Here is a 17710-nt window from a genome sequence, read left to right on the forward strand (position 1 = left end):
TTGCAAGTATAACAGTGGGAAGAGGTGACAACATGAAATCATTAGACGATTTAATTGAAGGCGTCGATCGTACGAACCTTAAAACGGTCGCTGTCGCTCAAGCAGTAGATGAAGAAGTCTTGAAAGCCGTCAAAAAAGCGCGCGAAACGAACCTGGCGAATTTCTTCCTTGTCGGTGAAGAGGATGAAATAAGCCGTTCAGCTTCGGCGATCGGCTTAGATTTACATCAAGATGGGATCCATGTAATCCAATCCTCAAAGGAAGAGAGTGCCTCTATTGCCGTAAAATCGGTTCATGACGAAAAAGCGCATGTACTCATGAAAGGCAATATCGATACGAAATCGTTGTTGAAAGCGGTGCTGGATAAACAGTATGGTTTACGCAGAGGGAACGTCTTATCCCATGTATCTTTGTTTGAAATACCTGGGCGTGAAAAATTGATCTTCCTGACAGATGCAGCTATGAACATCGCCCCGACATTAGAAGAAAAAGTACAAATCATTAATAATGCGGTCGAAGTTGCCAGACAGGCAGGATGGGAAAAGCCTAAAGTTGCTCCATTGGCAGCTGTTGAAGTCGTCAACCCGGCAATGCCGGCGACACATGACGCAGCAATACTTACTCAAATGAATAGGCGGGGCCAAATCAAAGATTGTATTGTCGATGGGCCACTAGCTTTTGATAACGCGGTCGATCTGAAGGCTGCTAAGCAAAAAGGTGTTGAGTCGGAAGTGGCTGGACAAGCAGACATACTTGCAGTACCAACGATTGAAGTAGCCAACGCCTTATATAAATCATTCATGTATTTTGCCAATGCTAAAGTAGCTGCCGTGATAAGCGGAGCGAAAGCACCGATCGTTTTAACGTCTCGTGCTGACGATGCAGAAAGCAAAATAAATTCATTGGCTTTAGCTCTTAAAGCCAGTCATTAAAGAGGAGGATTCATCATGGAAATTTTCAGTTATATGCAAGAATACGATTACGAGCAATTGGTATTTTGTCAAGATGAACAATCAGGGTTGAAAGCGATTATCGCGATTCATGATACAACATTAGGGCCTGCATTGGGTGGAACACGGATGTGGACTTACGCATCAGAAGACCATGCCGTTGAAGATGCATTGCGTCTCGCCAAAGGGATGACCTATAAGAACGCTGCAGCAGGTTTGAACCTTGGAGGAGGAAAGACTGTTATCATCGGAGATCCGAAGCAGGATAAGAATGAAGAAATGTTCCGTGCATTCGGTCGTTATATTCAAGGGTTGAATGGCCGTTACATCACTGCAGAGGATGTAGGGACAACAGTTCAGGATATGGACTTGATCCACGAAGAAACAGATTACGTGACAGGTATTTCTCCAGCTTTCGGTTCTTCTGGTAACCCTTCACCCGTTACAGCTTATGGGGTTTATCGCGGCATGAAAGCAGCAGCGAAAGAAGGGTTCGGTTCTGATTCCCTGGAAGGAAAAACCGTAGCTGTTCAAGGTGTCGGAAATGTCGCTTTCACTCTGTGCCGGCACTTGCATGAAGAAGGGGCGAATTTGATTGTCACAGACATCAACAAAGAAGCTGTTCAACGTGCGGTCGATGAATTTGGAGCAAGAGCTGTAGACCCTGATGATATTTACAGTGTTGATTGTGATATTTATGCACCATGTGCCCTTGGTGCGACAATCAATGACGAAACAATTCCTCAATTAAAAGCGAAAGTTATAGCTGGTGCTGCAAACAATCAACTTAAAGATACAAAACATGGTGACATCCTTCATAAAAAAGGCATCGTTTATACACCAGATTATGTTCTTAACGCAGGTGGAGTCATTAACGTAGCCGATGAGCTTCATGGCTATAATAAAGACCGGGCGATGAAACGTGTCGAAACGATTTACGATAATGTCTCTCGCGTATTTGATATTTCACGCCGAGATGATCTTCCAACTTACGCAGCGGCAGACCGAATGGCCGAGGAACGCATAGAGCGCATGCGCCGTTCACGCAGCCAGTTTTTACAGAATGGCCATCATATTTTGAGCAGAAAACAGAACGGATGACGGGGGTTTAGGGAATTGCAAACACATCGAATCCTTGTCATCAATCCTGGGTCCACATCAACTAAAATAGGAGTCTTTGATGATGTGGAAGTGGTTTTTGAAAAGACAATCCGGCACAATGCGGAAGAAATCAATCAGTACAAACGAATCATCGATCAATATGAATTCAGAAAACAAGTCATTCTGAATGAACTTGATCAAGAGGGTATAAACATCAGCAAGCTGAGTGCTGTATGTGGACGAGGCGGCCTTCTGCGTCCGATAGAAGGCGGCACTTATGAAGTGAACGAAGCGATGCTTGAAGATTTGAAAAATGGTTACAATGGTGAACATGCTTCCAATCTGGGTGGAATCATCGCACATGAGATTGCCAGAGGATTGAATATCGGAGCTTATATCGTCGACCCGGTCGTCGTAGATGAACTGCAGGAGCTTGCCCGGGTATCAGGTGTTCCTGAAATTCCGCGAAAAAGTATTTTTCATGCACTGAATCAAAAGGCTGTTGCACGCAGAGCTGCTGCTGATTTACAGAAGTCCTACAAAGACGCGCGGTTGATAGTCACTCACATGGGCGGGGGGATTACAGTCGGAGCGCATGCAGATGGACGTGTCATCGATGTGAATAATGGCCTCCATGGTGACGGTCCATTTTCACCGGAACGTGCGGGCACTGTTCCAGCAGGGGATCTTGTATCACTCTGTTTCTCTGGACAATACTATCGTGATGAAGTCATGAAGAAATTGGTCGGTCAGGGCGGGCTCATGGCGTATTTACATACCAATGATGCTCGCGAAGTCGAACAAATGGTGGAAAATGGTGATCGGAAAGCGAAAGTCGTCTTTGATGCGATGGCTTACCAGATTGCCAAAGAAATCGGCAGCATGAGTGCTGTTTTGGAAGGAAGAGTCGATGCTGTGGCATTGACTGGTGGACTGGCTTACGGTAAAGGATTCGTTGAAGAAATTTCTAAGAGGATACATTGGATTGCAGATGTCCTTGTCTACCCGGGTGAAAATGAATTAGAAGCATTGAATGAGGGAACATTGCGTGTGCTGAATAATGAAGAAGCACCGAAACAATATCCTAATTTTGCAGAATAGGAAGGAGAGTCCAAATGGCACAAGAATACGATTTAGTCGTCCTCGGAGGCGGAACTGGTGGCTATGTAGCTGCTATTCGAGCTTCGAAACTTGGACTTAAAACAGCGATCGTTGAGGAGCGGGAATTAGGCGGGACGTGTCTGCATCGCGGATGCATCCCTTCTAAAGCATTACTCCGGAGTGCGGAGGTTTTCCGACAGACGAAGGAAGCCGATGCGTTTGGAGTGAGCACGGAATCGCCGACATTGAATTTCACTAAAGTGCAAGAACGAAAGCAATCCATCGTGGACACATTACATAAAGGTGTTCAAGGACTGATGAAAAAAGGCAAAGTCGACATTTATGAAGGGTTTGGACGTATTCTGGGTCCATCGATTTTTTCACCTACAGCGGGGACAATCTCTGTTGAAATGAACAATGGTGAAGAAAACGAAATGCTCATTCCTAAAAATGTGCTGGTTGCAACAGGTTCCAGCCCGAAATCACTGCCAGGACTTGAAGTTGACGGCGAATTAGTGATGACTTCTGATGAAGCTCTTTATATGGAGGAACTGCCATCTTCCATTGTTATCGTAGGTGGAGGTGTAATCGGAATCGAATGGGCATCAATGCTTGCTGACTTTGGTATTGAGGTTACCGTCCTTGAATACTTACCGCACATTTTACCGACTGAGGACGAAGATGTCTCTAAGGAAATGTTGAAGCAAATGAAGAATAAAGGTGTGAACGTCGTCACAGGTGCAAAAGTGATGGCTGATACCCTTGAAAAAGGGGAAGGGGTCACTATTCAAGCTGAGGTCGATGGAGAGACTTCGACTTTTCAGGCAGACCGTATGCTTGTGTCTGTGGGGCGCTCTGCGAATGTAAAGAATATCGGTCTTGAAAACACAGATATAGTCGTTGAGAATGGGGTCATCCAGACGAACAAGTTTTACCAGACGAAAGAGAGTCACATTTATGCGATCGGTGATGTCATCGGAGGAATGCAGCTTGCTCATGTCGCTTCACATGAAGGGATGATTGCCGTTGAACATATGGCAGATGGTTCTCCTCACCCGATGAACCCGGAACAAGTGCCGACATGTATTTATTCCAATCCTGAAGTGGCAAGCGTCGGCTTGACAGAGACAGGGGCCAAAGAAAAAGGTTTTGAAGTCAAGGTTGGGAAGTTCCCATTCAAGGCAATCGGCAAAGCACTCGTATACGGCGAGACAGATGGCTTCGTAAAGATTGTCGCTGACAAAGAAACAGACGATTTGTTAGGAGTCCATATGGTCGGTCCTCATGTCACCGATATGATTTCAGAAGCAGGGCTTGCAAAAGTATTGGATGCTACTCCATGGGAAATTGCAGAAAGCATCCACCCGCACCCGACACTTGCAGAGGCGATCGGCGAAGCGGCAATGGCTGTTGATGGTAACCAAATCCACGGTTAAAGAACAAAGGAGGGAATCACATGGCTGAAAATCGCCATAAATCTTTAGGTTTAAGTGATGAACAAGTGTTAGACATGTTTCGCACGATGTTACTAGCAAGGAGAATCGACGAACGGATGTGGCTGTTAAACCGGGCAGGTAAAATTCCATTCGTGATCTCATGTCAAGGACAAGAGGCGGCGCAAGTGGGTGCATCTTATGCCCTCGATCGCGAAAAAGACTACGCACTACCTTATTACAGGGACATGGGTGTCGTTCTTTCTTTCGGTATGACACCACAAGATCTGATGTTGTCCGGGTTTGCAAAATCCGAAGACCCGAACTCTGGTGGTCGTCAAATGCCAGGGCACTTCGGGCAGAAGAAAAACCGTATCGTAACAGGTTCTTCACCTGTTACCACACAAGTTCCGCATGCGGTCGGTATCGCCTTGGCAGGTAAAATGGAGAAAAAAGATTTCGTTTCTCTTGTCACTCTCGGAGAAGGATCTTCTAACCAGGGAGACTTCCATGAAGGTGCAAACTTTGCAGGCGTGCACAAACTTCCGGTCATTTTCATGGTAGAAAACAATAAATATGCGATTTCAATACCTGTATCAAAGCAACTTGCATGTGAAAAAGTATCTGACCGTGCAATCGGGTATGGTATGCCGGGTTATACGGTAGACGGAAATGATCCACTAGCTGTCTATGAAGCAGTCAAAGCAGCAGCTGATCGCGGGCGTGACGGTGAAGGACCGACTTTGATTGAAACCGTTTCTTATCGACTTACACCTCACTCCAGTGACGATGATGATCGTACTTACCGTGAACGTGAAGAAGTCGATGAAGCGAAGAAGAAAGACTCGATCGTTACATTTGCCAACTACTTACGTGAGCAAGGCATCTTGACAGAAGAAAAAGAGACAGCCATGAATGACGAAATTAATCAAATCGTCAATGAAGCGACTGATTATGCAGAGGATGCTGCATATGCGGAAGCTGAATCTGCACTGAAATATGTGTACGAAGAGTAAGGAGGGGGAGAAACTATGGCAGTTATTTCATATATTCAAGCCGTAACTCAAGCGTTGAAAGAAGAAATGCAGCGGGATGAAAAGGTTTTCGTACTTGGTGAAGATGTCGGAAAACGCGGAGGGGTATTCCGTGCAACCGACGGCCTTTACGATGAATTCGGTGAAGATCGTGTGTTAGATACGCCGCTTGCTGAATCAGCTATAGCCGGCGTTGGAATTGGTGCAGCTATGTATGGCATGCGTCCTGTGGCGGAAATGCAGTTCGCAGACTTCATCATGCCTGCGGTTAACCAAATCATTTCAGAGGCAGCGAAAATCCGTTATCGTTCGAATAATGACTGGAGTGCCCCACTTACCATTCGTGCTCCTTATGGCGGGGGAGTCCATGGTGCCTTATATCATTCTCAGTCCGTGGAAGCGGTGTTCGCTAATCAGCCAGGCTTGAAAATCGTCATGCCGTCAACTCCGTATGATGTCAAGGGATTATTGAAAGCATCCATACGCGATAACGACCCTGTCCTGTTTTTTGAACATAAGCGTGCCTATCGTCTGATTAAAGGTGAAGTGCCAGATGAGGATTATACATTGCCGATTGGAAAGGCGGATGTCAAACGGGAAGGTTCAGATATTACCGTTATCACTTATGGTCTTTGTGTCCATTTTGCCCTCCAGGCGGCAGAAAAGCTTGCTGAAGAAGGCATAGATGCACACATCCTCGACCTTCGAACTGTATATCCGTTAGATAAAGAAGGAATCATTGAAGCGGCTTCAAAAACGGGTAAGGTATTGCTCGTTACAGAAGACAATAAAGAAGGCGGCATTATTTCAGAGGTTTCTGCGATCATCAGTGAAAACTGCTTATTCGATCTTGATGCACCTGTTCAACGTCTGGCAGGACCTGATGTGCCATCAATGCCATACGCGCCGACGATGGAAAAATACTTTATGATGAATCCAGATAAAGTTGAAAAAGCGATGCGCGATCTTGCGGAATTTTAATCAAAGGAGGAATTCCTGGTGGGTTTAGAAAAAATCAATATGCCTCAACTCGGTGAAAGTGTAACCGAAGGAACAATAAGCACTTGGCTTGTCCAGCCTGGCGATAAAGTGAATAAATACGATCCAATTGCTGAAGTCATGACTGATAAAGTAAATGCCGAAGTACCATCTTCTTTTACAGGGGAAATTAAAGAACTTGTAGCATCTGAAGGAGATACGATTTCTGTAGGTGATTTGATGTGCCATATCGAAGTCGAAGGTTCCGGTCCTGCTGAAAAGCCTGAGCAAGAAGAGAAAAAAGAAGAAGTACCACCAGAAAAAGAAGCGCCGAAAACAGCTGCTTCTGAAAAAACGGCAGGCTCTGCACCGAAACAGGACAAAGGAAGTAAAAAACGCTATTCTCCTGCAGTAATGACACTTGCTCAAGAGCATGATATTGACCTGAATCAAGTAGAGGGTTCAGGGCGCGGGGGCCGGATCACTCGAAAAGATATCGAGAAAATCATTGAAAGCGGGAGCATTCCTACTGTCGATCAGGAACCTGCGGAAGGCAGCGGACCTGCTCAAGAACCAGCAGCACAACCAGAAGCACCGTCCCAAGCACCAACCCAGCAAACTACCGCTGCTCCTGCTCAAACAGGCGAAGGTGATGTAGAGATTCCTGTGACAGGTGTGCGTAAAGCGATTGCAGCAAACATGGTGAAATCCAAAACGGAAATTCCTCATGCATGGATGATGGTTGAAGTCGATGTAACGAACTTGGTAGAACTGCGTAATGCCAAGAAAAACAAATTCAAGCAGCAGGAAGGCTTCAGCTTGACTTATTTCGCATTCTTTGTGAAAGCTGTCGCCCAAGCATTGAAAGAATATCCACAATTGAACAGCATGTGGGCAGGCGACAAGATCATTCAGAAGAAAGCAATTAACTTGAACATAGCTGTAGCGAAAGACGACCAGTTGTTCGTGCCGGTGATCCGTGATGCTGACGAAAAAAGTATCAAAGGCATTGCCAAGGATATTACAGATCTTGCAGGAAAAGCCCGACAAGGCAAGCTGACTTCTAAAGACATGGAAGGCGGTACATTTACGGTGAATAATACCGGTTCATTTGGTTCTGTACAATCCATGGGCGTCATCAATCATCCGCAATCGGCGATTCTGCAAGTGGAATCGATCGTGAAGAAGCCTGTTTATCAGAACGGGATGTTCGGTGCGCGTGATATGGTGAATCTCTGTCTATCTTTAGATCACCGCGTATTGGATGGGCTTGTTGCCGGTAACTTCTTAGCACGAGTAAAAGAAATATTAGAAAAGATGTCTGAAGATAATACTTCTGTTTATTGATTTAAGGGCTGTCTTCCTAGTTTGGAAGGCAGTTTTTGTATTTGAAACAATCAAAAAATGTCAGCTTGAGATTATATTAAAGCCAATTCAATTGAAAGCCTGCTGATATCTTGGTAAAATGTTCATAGTATTTCTAAAAAAAGGGGCCATGTGATATGGATTTCAATATTTTTATGAACGATGTGGTTACAAAAGCACGTGAAGAAATTACCCAAGCCGGTTATTCTGAGCTGACAACTGCAGAAGAAGTCGAGCAATCCTTGAATAAAGAGGGGACGACTCTTGTCATGATCAACTCAGTTTGTGGTTGTGCAGGTGGAATCGCACGTCCTGCAGCTGCGCACGCAATTCATTATGACAAGCGTCCAGATCAGCTGGTAACTGTATTCGCTGGTCAGGATCGCGAGGCGACCGAACGTGCAAGAGAATATTTTGAAGGGTACCCACCATCTTCTCCTTCTTTTGCGCTTTTGAAAGACGGTAAAATCCAAACGATGGTCGAGCGTCATGATATTGAAGGGTTTGAGCCGATGGAAGTGATCGGAAAGCTTCAACGCAGTTTTGAAGAGTACTGTGAAGAAGTATAATTGAATCATTAGCTCAGGATCTTTGTTGAGAAGCAAAGATCCTTTTTTCGTCCAGGAATCAATAAAGTTACGGCTTATTGTTGAACGTTTTGTAATCGGTGAAATCGTTAATATATAGTAGAGCGAGGTGAGGTTGGCAGTGAAAATCGGATATCGGACGATTAAAACAGCATTAGGTACACCTTTGGCCATATGGATTGCACAATTGCTTCAATTGGAAAATTTCGCATCGGCAGGTATTTTGACAATCCTTTGTATCCAAATTACGAGAAAGCGGTCATTCTTGAGTGCATGGCATCGGTTCTCAGCCTGTTTGGTCGCGATGGTTTTCTCTTTTACTTTCTTTGAACTTCTTGGTTACAACCCCATCTCGATCGGTTTGATGTTGTTTGCCTTTATACCTGTTACAGTCTGGATGCGGATCACACCTGGAATAGTTACTAGTTCAGTCATTATCCTACATTTGTATGGGTCAGGCGCTATCGACTGGGGAGTAATTTGGAATGAAATGGTGTTGATCACAGTCGGGATAGGAACTGCACTAATACTTAATTTATATATGCCGAGTTTGGAAAATAAGTTGAAGAAATACCAAAAAGAAGTGGAAAGCAACTTTTCCATCATTCTGAAGGAAATAGCTGAGTTCATGCGTGAAGGTGATCATGATTGGACAGGGAAAGAACTGACAGATACAGCCGCATTATTAGAAAAGGCAAAGTCGCTTTCCTTCCGTGATGTTGAAAACCATCTGCTTCGTTCCCATAACCATTATTATCATTATTTCCATATGCGGACAAAACAATTTGAGCTTCTTGAACGCATGTTGCCGCTTGTCAGCCGGATCTCCAGTTTGGATATCCATGGTCAAAAAATTGCTGATTTTTTCGAAGACTTAGCTGAAGGAATCCATCCAGGGAACACAGCTTTGATTTACTTAGGAAAATTAAAGGAAATGAAAGAGGAATTTAGAGAAGACAGGCTTCCTGAGACACGGGAAGAATTTGAAGTTAGAGCAAGTTTATTTCACTTGCTGAACGAAATCGAGGAGTATTTGATCATTAAACGCTCCTTTAAAAAGAGTGATGTATAGAGGCTGTGTACGAGGGGAAACTTTGACTAAAAGAGGATGACTCTTATGAAAATTATTGCTTTCGTACTTTTTCTTGTCAGCCCACTGCTGCCGCCGAACGTCAATGGAGAGCCGGTCATTGTTGTAAATAAAGCTACCCATGAGGTCGTACTTTTCTCGGATGGAGAAGAAGTATTCAAAGCTCCCGCAGCTATCGGAAAAACAAAAGAATTGACGCCGGAAGGACGCTTTCACATCAAAGTGAAAGCGAAAGATCCTTATTATCGAAAGAAAAACATCCCCGGAGGTGATCCCGATAATCCTTTAGGGAGCCGCTGGATCGGTTTCGATGCTCTTGGCACTGATGGAAGAATCTACGGAATACACGGTACAAACCGCCCGGAATCGATCGGAAAGTCTGTTTCTGCAGGGTGTATCCGCTTGAATAATGAAGATGTGGAAAAACTGTACGAACTTGTCCCTGTGGAAATGGATGTCATTATTGTTGACTCCGATGAAGAACTGAAAACTATTTATCAAGTCTGGGAAAAAGAGAAATTGGACAGAATGCTGAATCCGGCAACGTGAACATAATAAGAAAGCCGATAGAGAGGGGACTCCCCAATCTATCGGCTTCTTCATTGTATGGAATGTACCATATGCTTAAAAAGTGTCGCCCCTAAAGCAATCCAAACACTAGGTTGTATGCTTCAGGGGTGCTGGATATTTCTTATAGGAAGAAACTTGCGCCTGCCAATACGGTAGATAATACCATAGAAAGAATCATGATATAAATGATGACTTTCATGCGGCGTTCACGTTTCGAGCGTTTTTTTGTTTTTGTCTCAGCCAAGGTGTGTAACCTCCTTCTCAGTCAATCCTACAAACATTCTACCGAAAAAAGAGAAATTGGACAAGGGCGTGAAATCATTTACAATATAATTGTGAATTCTAATAATTTTTAGATAGGTAAGCGCTTCATTTCTGGTATGCTAGAATAGAGTATGGACTGAATAAGGAGGCCTTTCGTATGACCCTTTCATCAAATGATCAACATTCTAAACAAAATTGGGAAAAAGACGTCGAAAAAACGACGCAGCGTTTTCCAGAACGGAAAGATTCGTTTCAAACGAGTTCAGAAATTCCGGTGGAAAGACTTTATACACCTGAAAATATCAATGAAGATTACATAAAGGAGATAGGGTTTCCCGGCCAGTACCCTTATACCAGGGGGATTCAACCCACAATGTACCGCAGTCGTTATTGGACGATGCGCCAGTACGCAGGTTTTGGATCGGCGGAAGAGACCAACCAAAGATTCCGCTATTTACTGAAGCAAGGTCAAACCGGTTTGTCGGTCGCCTTCGACCTGCCCACACAAATCGGCTATGACTCGGATGACGCGATGGCTGATGGGGAAGTAGGCAAGGTCGGTGTCGCTATTGATTCATTAAAGGATATGGAACAACTTTTCGATCGGATCCCATTGGATCGAGTGAGTACATCGATGACGATCAATGCACCGGCAAGTATTCTTTTAGCTATGTATATTGCAGTCGGAGAGAAACAGGGGGTTTCACCTGAAAAATTGACAGGAACCATCCAAAACGACATATTGAAAGAATACATTGCACGCGGGACGTATATCTATCCGCCTAAACCATCAATGCGGCTGATTACAGATATTTTCGGATATTGCCAGGATCATTTACCGAAATTCAACACAATCAGTATCTCAGGATATCACATTCGTGAAGCAGGATCGACAGCTGTCCAGGAGGTTGCCTTTACGATTGCCAATGGTATGGCATATGTGGATGCAGCGATAGAGGCTGGTCTGGAAGTGGATCAATTCGCTCCCCGTCTTGCCTTTTTCTTCAATGCTCATAATCAATTCTTTGAAGAAGCAGCCAAATTCCGGGCCGCTCGGCGGATGTGGGCGAAAATCATGAAAGAGCATTATGGTGCAGTAAACCCGAAAAGCTGGAAACTCAGGTTCCACACGCAGACCGGTGGGAGTACATTAACGGCTCAGCAGCCGGATAACAATATCGTCCGCGTAACTTTGCAAGCGCTTGCTGCTGTCATGGGAGGGACCCAAAGTCTTCATACAAATTCCCGTGATGAAGCGCTCGCTTTACCGACAGAAGATTCTGCCCGGATTGCCTTAAGAACACAACAAATCATTGCTAATGAGAGTGGGGTGGCGGACACAATCGATCCACTTGCAGGTTCTTATTATGTCGAGTCACTTACAGATGAAATCGAAAAAGAAGCAAATGACTACTTGGAACGTATCAAAGAATATGGTGGAGCGGTCCAAGCAGTGGAAGAAGGGTATATGCAGCGGGAGATCCATAAGGCAGCCTATGAAGCTCAAAAACGGATCGAGTCGAATGAAGAAATTGTCGTCGGCATGAATGAATACAAGTTAGAAGAAGAAATCCATGCCGATTTGTTAAGGGTGGATGAAGCTCTTGAACAAGCTCAAATTGAAAAAACAAATGAAGTGAGATCTTCACGTGATCAAAAGAAAGTGGACACTTGCCTGGCAGATCTGCGTCGGGCTGCGAAAGGGACCGATAATGTGATGCCGCACATTGTCGATGCCGTAAAGGTGTATGCAACTGTTGGAGAAATCGCAAATGTATTACGTGATGAATTTGGAGAATATACCGGAATGTAGGAAGGGATGAAGAGGATGAAACCAATACGTGTACTCATAGCTAAACCAGGGCTGGATGGACATGATCGAGGGGCTTTGATTATCGCCCAGGCGCTCAGGGATCATGGTATGGAAGTGATCTATACTGGTCTGCGTCAATCAGCCATCCAGATTGCTCGAGCAGCTATACAGGAAGATGTCGATGTCGTCGGCCTCTCGTCTTTATCTGGAGCCCACAAGTCGTTATTTCCAAAAGTGGTAGAAGCACTTGCAGAGGAAGGAGCAGCGGATATTCCAGTTATCGGCGGAGGAGTCATCCCAGCTGAGGATATTCCTTATTTAGAAGAAAAAGGGGTCAACAAGATTTTCACGAGTGGCTCGCCAACAGATGCGATTGCCATTTATATTAAACAGATGATGGAAAAAGAAATAATCGCAGAACCAAAGAAAGTCGCGCATATCGGAATTGCTGTCGAGAGCATCGAAGCTGTGATTCCTTTCTACCAAAATATATTAGGCCTTGAACTTGAAGCCGTCGAGCGTGTTGAAGCGGAACAAGTCCGTGTAGCTTTCCTAAGAATAGGGGAAACGAAGTTTGAATTGCTGGAACCGCTCAGTGAAGAGTCTGCGATTCAGTCCTTTTTAACGAAAAAGGGTGAAGGGGTCCATCATATAGCGCTTGAAGTCGATGATATCCATACCCGACTGAAACAATACAAAGACCAAGGCATACGCATGATAAATGAGGAACCGAAATTAGGCGCGCGCAATAGTCAAATCGCTTTTTTGCATCCGAAAGCAGCCAACGGTGTCTTGTTCGAGCTATGCCAGCAGGGTGAGGAGGAGTGATTGTAAATGGACATTTTCGATAAGATTAATGAACTGTATGATAAACGTCGCCAGGTTGAAATGGGCGGTGGTGATGAGCGAATTGAGAAACAGCATGAAAAAGGCAAGTGGACCGCACGTGAACGGATCGACTATTTGCTAGATGAAAGCTCATTCATTGAGCTGAATCCATTCACAGAACACCGTCATGATGCATTTGGCATGGATGGTAAATCAGCCCCCGGTGAAGGGGTCGTTACCGGTTTTGGAAAAATTGGCGGACGTGATATTTATTTGTTCGCACAGGATTTCACAGTGTATGGCGGAGCCTTGGGAGAAATGCACGCGAAAAAAATTGCAGCAGTCATGGATTTAGCGGCTAAGAATGGTACACCATTCATCGGTCTGAATGATTCTGGAGGAGCGCGGATACAAGAAGGCGTTTCCTCGTTAGATGGTTATGGTCAGGTTTTCTATCGTAACTCGATATACTCAGGGGTTATCCCGCAAATATCAGTCATTATGGGCCCATGTGCCGGTGGTGCGGTTTATTCTCCTGCCATTACTGATTTTGTCATCATGGTTGAGAAAACATCGCAAATGTTTATAACAGGACCGAAAGTCATTGAAACAGTGACAGGAGAACAAATATCAGCTGAAGACCTGGGTGGCGCAGGGGTACATAATTCATTGAGCGGTAATGCTCATCTGAAGACGAATGATGAAGCTTCTGCTCTTGAAGCAGTAAAGGACCTCGTCAGTTATCTGCCCCAAAATAATCAAGAAAGAACACCAGTAGCAGAGATAGAGAAAACGGATGATTTCCGACCAGATATCACGGACAAAATTCCGTTTGACCCGATTCGTCCTTATGATGTCAGAATCATCATTGATGAAGTAGTCGATCCAGATTCATTTTTTGAAATCCATAAAGATTTCGCAAAGAACATCGTCGTCGGCTTTGCCCGTTTGCAAGGCAAAACGGTAGGACTTGTATGTAATCAGCCGAAATATATGGCCGGGGGTCTCGACATCGACTCAAGCGATAAAGCAGCTCGTTTTATCCGTACATGTGATTCATTCAATATTCCTTTGATCACATTTGAAGATGTGACAGGCTTTTTCCCTGGTATTAAACAGGAGCATGGAGGTATTATCCGTCACGGAGCAAAAATACTTTACGCCTACTCGGAAGCTACTGTTCCCAAGCTGACTGTAATTACAAGAAAAGCCTATGGTGGGGCATATGTGGCACTTAATAGTAAGTCGATTGGTGCTGACCTCGTCTATGCATGGCCGAATGCTGAAATCGCTGTGATGGGCCCTGAAGGCGCAGCAAATATCATTTTTGCCAAAGAAATCCGTGAGAGTGATACTCCAGAAGAAACACGGCAGAACAAAATCAATGAATATCGTGAGCGCTTTGCCAACCCATATGTAGCGGCAGGTTTAGGAATGATTGATGATGTGATCGATCCGAGGGAAACGCGTTCGACACTGATAAATGCTCTTTATATGCTGAAGAACAAACGTGAGGATCGTCCTTATAAAAAACATGGGAACATCCCTCTCTGATTGACACCATTCCCGAGTTCCGCTAACGTACTAAGGGGAATGGGTTTACATATGAAGGAGGATAATATTTATGGTAGCGATTAATAAAGAACGCCTGCTTGAAGAGTTTCTTGAATTGGTGCAAATCGATTCAGAAACGAAATATGAATCTGAAATTGCTAAGGTTTTGAAGGAGAAATTTGAAGACCTTGGTCTTGAAGTATTAGAAGATGAAGCCGCATCTGTGACAGGTCACGGAGCCAATAATCTGATTTGTAATTTGAAAGGGTCTAAAGAAGCAGCAGATACCATCTACTTCACTTCCCACATGGATACGGTAGTACCAGGGAACGGCATCAGCCCTGTTGTGGAAGATGGATATATTGTAACGGATGGTACGACAATTCTTGGAGCAGATGATAAAGCGGGAGTCGCGGCAATCTTAGAAGCGATCCGTTCGTTAAAAGAGCAAAACGTTGAACATGGCGATCTCCAGTTCGTTATAACTGTAGGTGAGGAAAGTGGTCTTGTAGGTGCTAAGGCACTTGACAGCTCATTATTGAAAGCGAAATTCGGCTATGCCATCGATAGTGATGGTCAAGTAGGAAACATTATCATTGCAGCCCCGACTCAGGCTAAGATTAATGCAGTAGTGAAGGGGAAGACCGCTCATGCAGGTGTCGCTCCTGAGAAGGGGATTTCTGCGATTACACTGGCATCTCGTGCGATAACTAAAATGCCTTTGGGACGAATCGACGATGAAACAACAGCGAACATCGGTCGATTTGAAGGTGGTCAGAAAACGAATATTGTTTGCGATCATGTGGAGGTTTTAGCCGAAGCACGTTCATTGAATCCAGATAAGATGGAAGCCCAAGTAGAGAAAATGAAAAAAGCATTCACAGAAACTGCGGAAGAGATGGGTGGAGAAGTAGATATTGATATCGAAATCATGTACCCTGGTTATAAACAGCAGGCAGGTGATGAAGTTGTAGAAGTAGCTCGTTCTGCTGCTGCACGAATCGGTCGTGAAAGCCAATTGCTTACAAGCGGTGGCGGCAGTGATGCAAATGTAATTGCTGGACACGGAGTTCCGACTGTCAACCTAAGTGTTGGCTATGAAGAGATTCATACGACAAATGAGCGGATGCCTGTCGGTGAACTTGAAAAAATTGCGGAATTTGTGACAGCGATTATCGAAGAAGTCGCACAATAACAGATGATGGATGCCTCCAGGTAATGGGGGCATTTTTTAAATAACCTAGGAAATGATAAATTCACTAAGTATGTTACAGGAAAACTCGAGGACAATTGCGTTCGATGGGACTCCTATTGGACAGAGGAAAGGAACCTCATGTTATAATAGAACAAATGTTCCAATGGAGGAAGAAGAGTATGGAGTCCAGGTGGTATCCGAAAAAAGGCCGTGTTATTTTCCATGTTGATATGAACAGTTTCTATGCGTCCGTAGAAGCGGCTTTCGACCCGAGTTTGAAAGGGAAACCTCTCGCAATCGCAGGGAACCCCGAAGAACGTCGCGGAATCGTTGTCACAAGCAGCTACGAAGCAAGAAAATACGGAGTGAAAACAACGATGCCTGTCGGTGAAGCAAGACGTTTGTGCCCTGATCTGCTCGTCATGCGTCCGAATTTCGAACGGTATCGGATGGCTTCCAAAGAGATTTTCAAAATTCTTGCAGACGTAACATCTCTCATCCAGCCTGTTTCGATCGATGAGGGTTATATGGACATAACAGCTTGTGAAGACCAGGGTTCTCCCCCGGTCATTGCTGAGCGCATTCAACAGCGGATTGCAGATGAACTGGATTTGCCCTGCAGCATCGGAATTGCTCCAAACAAATTTTTAGCGAAGATGGCCTCTGACATGAAAAAACCGATGGGGATTACAATCTTGAGAAAACGGGACTTACGCCATAAGTTATGGCCTCTTCCCATCGAAGAGATGTATGGTGTCGGATCAAAGACAGCAGAAAAATTGCGGAAAATGGAAATAGAAACGATCGGGCATTTAGCGGATCATCCTGTACTTGACTTGAAACAAGTGCTGGGAATAAACGGGGAACGGTTGCAAAACAGAGCAAATGGAATAGATGACAGGCATGTAGATCCCGATGCTGTCCACGAATTCAAAAGCATCGGTACATCTACGACCCTCCCTGAAGATACCACCGAAGATGCAGAAATCCAGGCGGTTCTGCGTCGTTTATCCAATAAAGTAGAAGCCCGTATGAAAAACAAAAAAGTACTTGCGAGAAATGTGCAGCTGATGATTCGTTACTACGATCGTAAAACTGTCACAAGAAGCCGGCAATTGCAGGAATTTGTCCATACATCCGAGGATCTTTTTCAAACGGCAATGCAGCTCTTTGATGAACATTGGAACCAGCAGCCCGTGAGACTCTTAGGTGTGACAGCAAGTGATTTGGCGGAGAAATCAGAGGTGACACAGCAGCTGGATTTATTCAACTACCAGAAATATGCAAGTAAAGAAAAACTTTATAAAACCATTGATGATCTTACTGAAAAATATGGAAGTAATCCTTTCCGCAAATTAAGTAATCCTAATGAAAACCAAGTGACGACAAGCTTTCAAAAGGATTTTATCGATGATTTCAAAAAATGATTACCAGGCATGACTCCTCCTTTCTTGTTTCATACTAAACAGGAAGGGAGGAGTTTTTTATGGGTAGAGATCGTCAAGAGAAAAAATTGAAACGATCCGGAAAAGTTGAATCTGATCGTGACCAGAAATTGAGCTATAATGGGGCGACTATGTTGGAAGGCCCAGAAGAAGCTCGTAAACGCAGATAAGCTGAAGGAGGCGGATTCTTATGGGTGGACGACGCATGGGACCGAAACAGCAGGAACAACCAAATTTACCTCTTGGGCCGAAGCAATCCTATGGCGAGCCGGCGCAAGGTTCTCATAAAGTGAAGAATGCCAATCATTCGCGTCAAAAACAAAAATCTTCTCACGATATGTAAACAGAAGGCAGCCTGAAAGGGCTGTCTTTTTAGCATTGACGGCTAGTGGAACTATTGTC

18 protein-coding genes are annotated in these 17710 nt (G+C 44.5%); 17 read left to right on the plus strand and 1 reads right to left on the minus strand.

Annotated elements, in window-relative coordinates; genetic code table 11:
- The first annotated feature begins 32 nt into the window (after window positions 1-32).
- The 10 genes from yqiS (at window position 33) to HLI_RS19310 (ending at window position 10188) form a co-directional block, all read left to right on the plus strand.
- On the plus strand, window positions 33-932 hold the full coding sequence (gene yqiS / locus HLI_RS19265; RefSeq protein WP_128526518.1) for a phosphate butyryltransferase: 900 nt from the start codon (window positions 33-35) through the stop codon (window positions 930-932).
- Between the two features lie 15 nt (window positions 933-947).
- The gene (gene bcd / locus HLI_RS19270; protein WP_128526519.1) at window positions 948-2051 is read left to right on the plus strand and encodes a branched-chain amino acid dehydrogenase; all 1104 of its coding nucleotides are present in this window, start codon (window positions 948-950) and stop codon (window positions 2049-2051) included.
- Between the two features lie 15 nt (window positions 2052-2066).
- A complete protein-coding gene (gene buk / locus HLI_RS19275; RefSeq protein ID WP_128526520.1) occupies window positions 2067-3152 on the plus strand; it encodes a butyrate kinase in 1086 nt (361 codons plus the stop codon).
- 14 nt (window positions 3153-3166) lie between these two features.
- Window positions 3167-4588, plus strand: a complete 1422-nt coding sequence (gene lpdA, locus HLI_RS19280; RefSeq protein WP_128526521.1) for a dihydrolipoyl dehydrogenase — start codon at window positions 3167-3169, stop codon at window positions 4586-4588.
- A 20-nt stretch (window positions 4589-4608) separates the two neighbouring features.
- Complete coding sequence (locus HLI_RS19285; protein ID WP_128526522.1) at window positions 4609-5601, plus strand: thiamine pyrophosphate-dependent dehydrogenase E1 component subunit alpha; 993 nt, start codon at window positions 4609-4611, stop codon at window positions 5599-5601.
- Window positions 5602-5616: 15 nt separating this feature from the next.
- The gene (locus HLI_RS19290; RefSeq protein ID WP_128526523.1) at window positions 5617-6600 is read left to right on the plus strand and encodes an alpha-ketoacid dehydrogenase subunit beta; all 984 of its coding nucleotides are present in this window, start codon (window positions 5617-5619) and stop codon (window positions 6598-6600) included.
- Window positions 6601-6618: 18 nt separating this feature from the next.
- A complete protein-coding gene (locus HLI_RS19295; RefSeq protein WP_128526524.1) occupies window positions 6619-7944 on the plus strand; it encodes a dihydrolipoamide acetyltransferase family protein in 1326 nt (441 codons plus the stop codon).
- Between the two features lie 155 nt (window positions 7945-8099).
- On the plus strand, window positions 8100-8531 hold the full coding sequence (locus HLI_RS19300) for a BrxA/BrxB family bacilliredoxin (RefSeq protein WP_128526525.1): 432 nt from the start codon (window positions 8100-8102) through the stop codon (window positions 8529-8531).
- A gap of 139 nt (window positions 8532-8670) precedes the next feature.
- Window positions 8671-9621: an aromatic acid exporter family protein gene (locus HLI_RS19305; protein WP_128526526.1), complete on the plus strand. Its 951-nt coding sequence runs from the start codon at window positions 8671-8673 to the stop codon at window positions 9619-9621.
- 45 nt (window positions 9622-9666) lie between these two features.
- Entirely contained in the window at window positions 9667-10188 is a 522-nt protein-coding gene (locus HLI_RS19310) for a L,D-transpeptidase (protein WP_128526527.1), read from the plus strand.
- Between the two features lie 142 nt (window positions 10189-10330).
- Here HLI_RS19310 and prli42 read toward each other — a convergent pair whose 3' ends face one another.
- On the minus strand, window positions 10331-10453 hold the full coding sequence (gene prli42 / locus HLI_RS22045; protein WP_241655891.1) for a stressosome-associated protein Prli42: 123 nt from the start codon (window positions 10451-10453) through the stop codon (window positions 10331-10333).
- Window positions 10454-10630: 177 nt separating this feature from the next.
- Here prli42 and HLI_RS19315 point away from each other — a divergent pair, with 177 nt between their 5' ends.
- From HLI_RS19315 to HLI_RS19345, 7 genes are all read left to right on the plus strand, one after another.
- Window positions 10631-12286 carry an acyl-CoA mutase large subunit family protein gene (locus HLI_RS19315; protein WP_128526528.1) on the plus strand — a complete coding sequence of 552 codons (1656 nt, stop codon included), beginning with the start codon at window positions 10631-10633 and terminating at the stop codon, window positions 12284-12286.
- Between the two features lie 15 nt (window positions 12287-12301).
- The gene (mce, locus tag HLI_RS19320; protein WP_128526529.1) at window positions 12302-13114 is read left to right on the plus strand and encodes a methylmalonyl-CoA epimerase; all 813 of its coding nucleotides are present in this window, start codon (window positions 12302-12304) and stop codon (window positions 13112-13114) included.
- A 6-nt stretch (window positions 13115-13120) separates the two neighbouring features.
- A complete protein-coding gene (locus tag HLI_RS19325; RefSeq protein WP_128526530.1) occupies window positions 13121-14668 on the plus strand; it encodes an acyl-CoA carboxylase subunit beta in 1548 nt (515 codons plus the stop codon).
- 70 nt (window positions 14669-14738) lie between these two features.
- Complete coding sequence (locus HLI_RS19330; protein ID WP_128526531.1) at window positions 14739-15863, plus strand: M20/M25/M40 family metallo-hydrolase; 1125 nt, start codon at window positions 14739-14741, stop codon at window positions 15861-15863.
- Window positions 15864-16042: 179 nt separating this feature from the next.
- Window positions 16043-17290 carry a DNA polymerase IV gene (locus HLI_RS19335; RefSeq protein WP_128526532.1) on the plus strand — a complete coding sequence of 416 codons (1248 nt, stop codon included), beginning with the start codon at window positions 16043-16045 and terminating at the stop codon, window positions 17288-17290.
- 59 nt (window positions 17291-17349) lie between these two features.
- Window positions 17350-17478 (plus strand): YpzI family protein, encoded by a 129-nt coding sequence (locus HLI_RS19340; protein ID WP_128526533.1) that lies wholly within the window; start codon window positions 17350-17352, stop codon window positions 17476-17478.
- Between the two features lie 20 nt (window positions 17479-17498).
- Entirely contained in the window at window positions 17499-17651 is a 153-nt protein-coding gene (locus HLI_RS19345; protein WP_128526534.1) for a small acid-soluble spore protein P, read from the plus strand.
- The last annotated feature ends 59 nt before the right edge of the window (window positions 17652-17710 follow it).

This window comes from Halobacillus litoralis (assembly GCF_004101865.1).
GTDB classification, from domain to species: Bacteria; Bacillota; Bacilli; order Bacillales; family Halobacillaceae; genus Halobacillus; species Halobacillus litoralis_A.

Bases quoted from the DNA above. Each gene is read 5' to 3' on its own strand.
- bcd (WP_128526519.1), top strand. From the start codon at position 948: ATGGAAATTTTCAGTTATATGCAAGAATACGATTACGAGCAATTGGTA.
- mce (WP_128526529.1), top strand. From the start codon at position 12,302: ATGAAACCAATACGTGTACTCATAGCTAAACCAGGGCTGGATGGACAT.
- yqiS (WP_128526518.1), top strand. From the start codon at position 33: ATGAAATCATTAGACGATTTAATTGAAGGCGTCGATCGTACGAACCTT.
- HLI_RS19345 (WP_128526534.1), top strand. From the start codon at position 17,499: ATGGGTGGACGACGCATGGGACCGAAACAGCAGGAACAACCAAATTTA.
- HLI_RS19340 (WP_128526533.1), top strand. From the start codon at position 17,350: ATGGGTAGAGATCGTCAAGAGAAAAAATTGAAACGATCCGGAAAAGTT.
- lpdA (WP_128526521.1), top strand. From the start codon at position 3,167: ATGGCACAAGAATACGATTTAGTCGTCCTCGGAGGCGGAACTGGTGGC.
- HLI_RS19310 (WP_128526527.1), top strand. From the start codon at position 9,667: ATGAAAATTATTGCTTTCGTACTTTTTCTTGTCAGCCCACTGCTGCCG.
- HLI_RS19325 (WP_128526530.1), top strand. From the start codon at position 13,121: ATGGACATTTTCGATAAGATTAATGAACTGTATGATAAACGTCGCCAG.
- HLI_RS19300 (WP_128526525.1), top strand. From the start codon at position 8,100: ATGGATTTCAATATTTTTATGAACGATGTGGTTACAAAAGCACGTGAA.
- HLI_RS19330 (WP_128526531.1), top strand. From the start codon at position 14,739: ATGGTAGCGATTAATAAAGAACGCCTGCTTGAAGAGTTTCTTGAATTG.
- HLI_RS19290 (WP_128526523.1), top strand. From the start codon at position 5,617: ATGGCAGTTATTTCATATATTCAAGCCGTAACTCAAGCGTTGAAAGAA.
- HLI_RS19285 (WP_128526522.1), top strand. From the start codon at position 4,609: ATGGCTGAAAATCGCCATAAATCTTTAGGTTTAAGTGATGAACAAGTG.
- HLI_RS19335 (WP_128526532.1), top strand. From the start codon at position 16,043: ATGGAGTCCAGGTGGTATCCGAAAAAAGGCCGTGTTATTTTCCATGTT.
- HLI_RS19315 (WP_128526528.1), top strand. From the start codon at position 10,631: ATGACCCTTTCATCAAATGATCAACATTCTAAACAAAATTGGGAAAAA.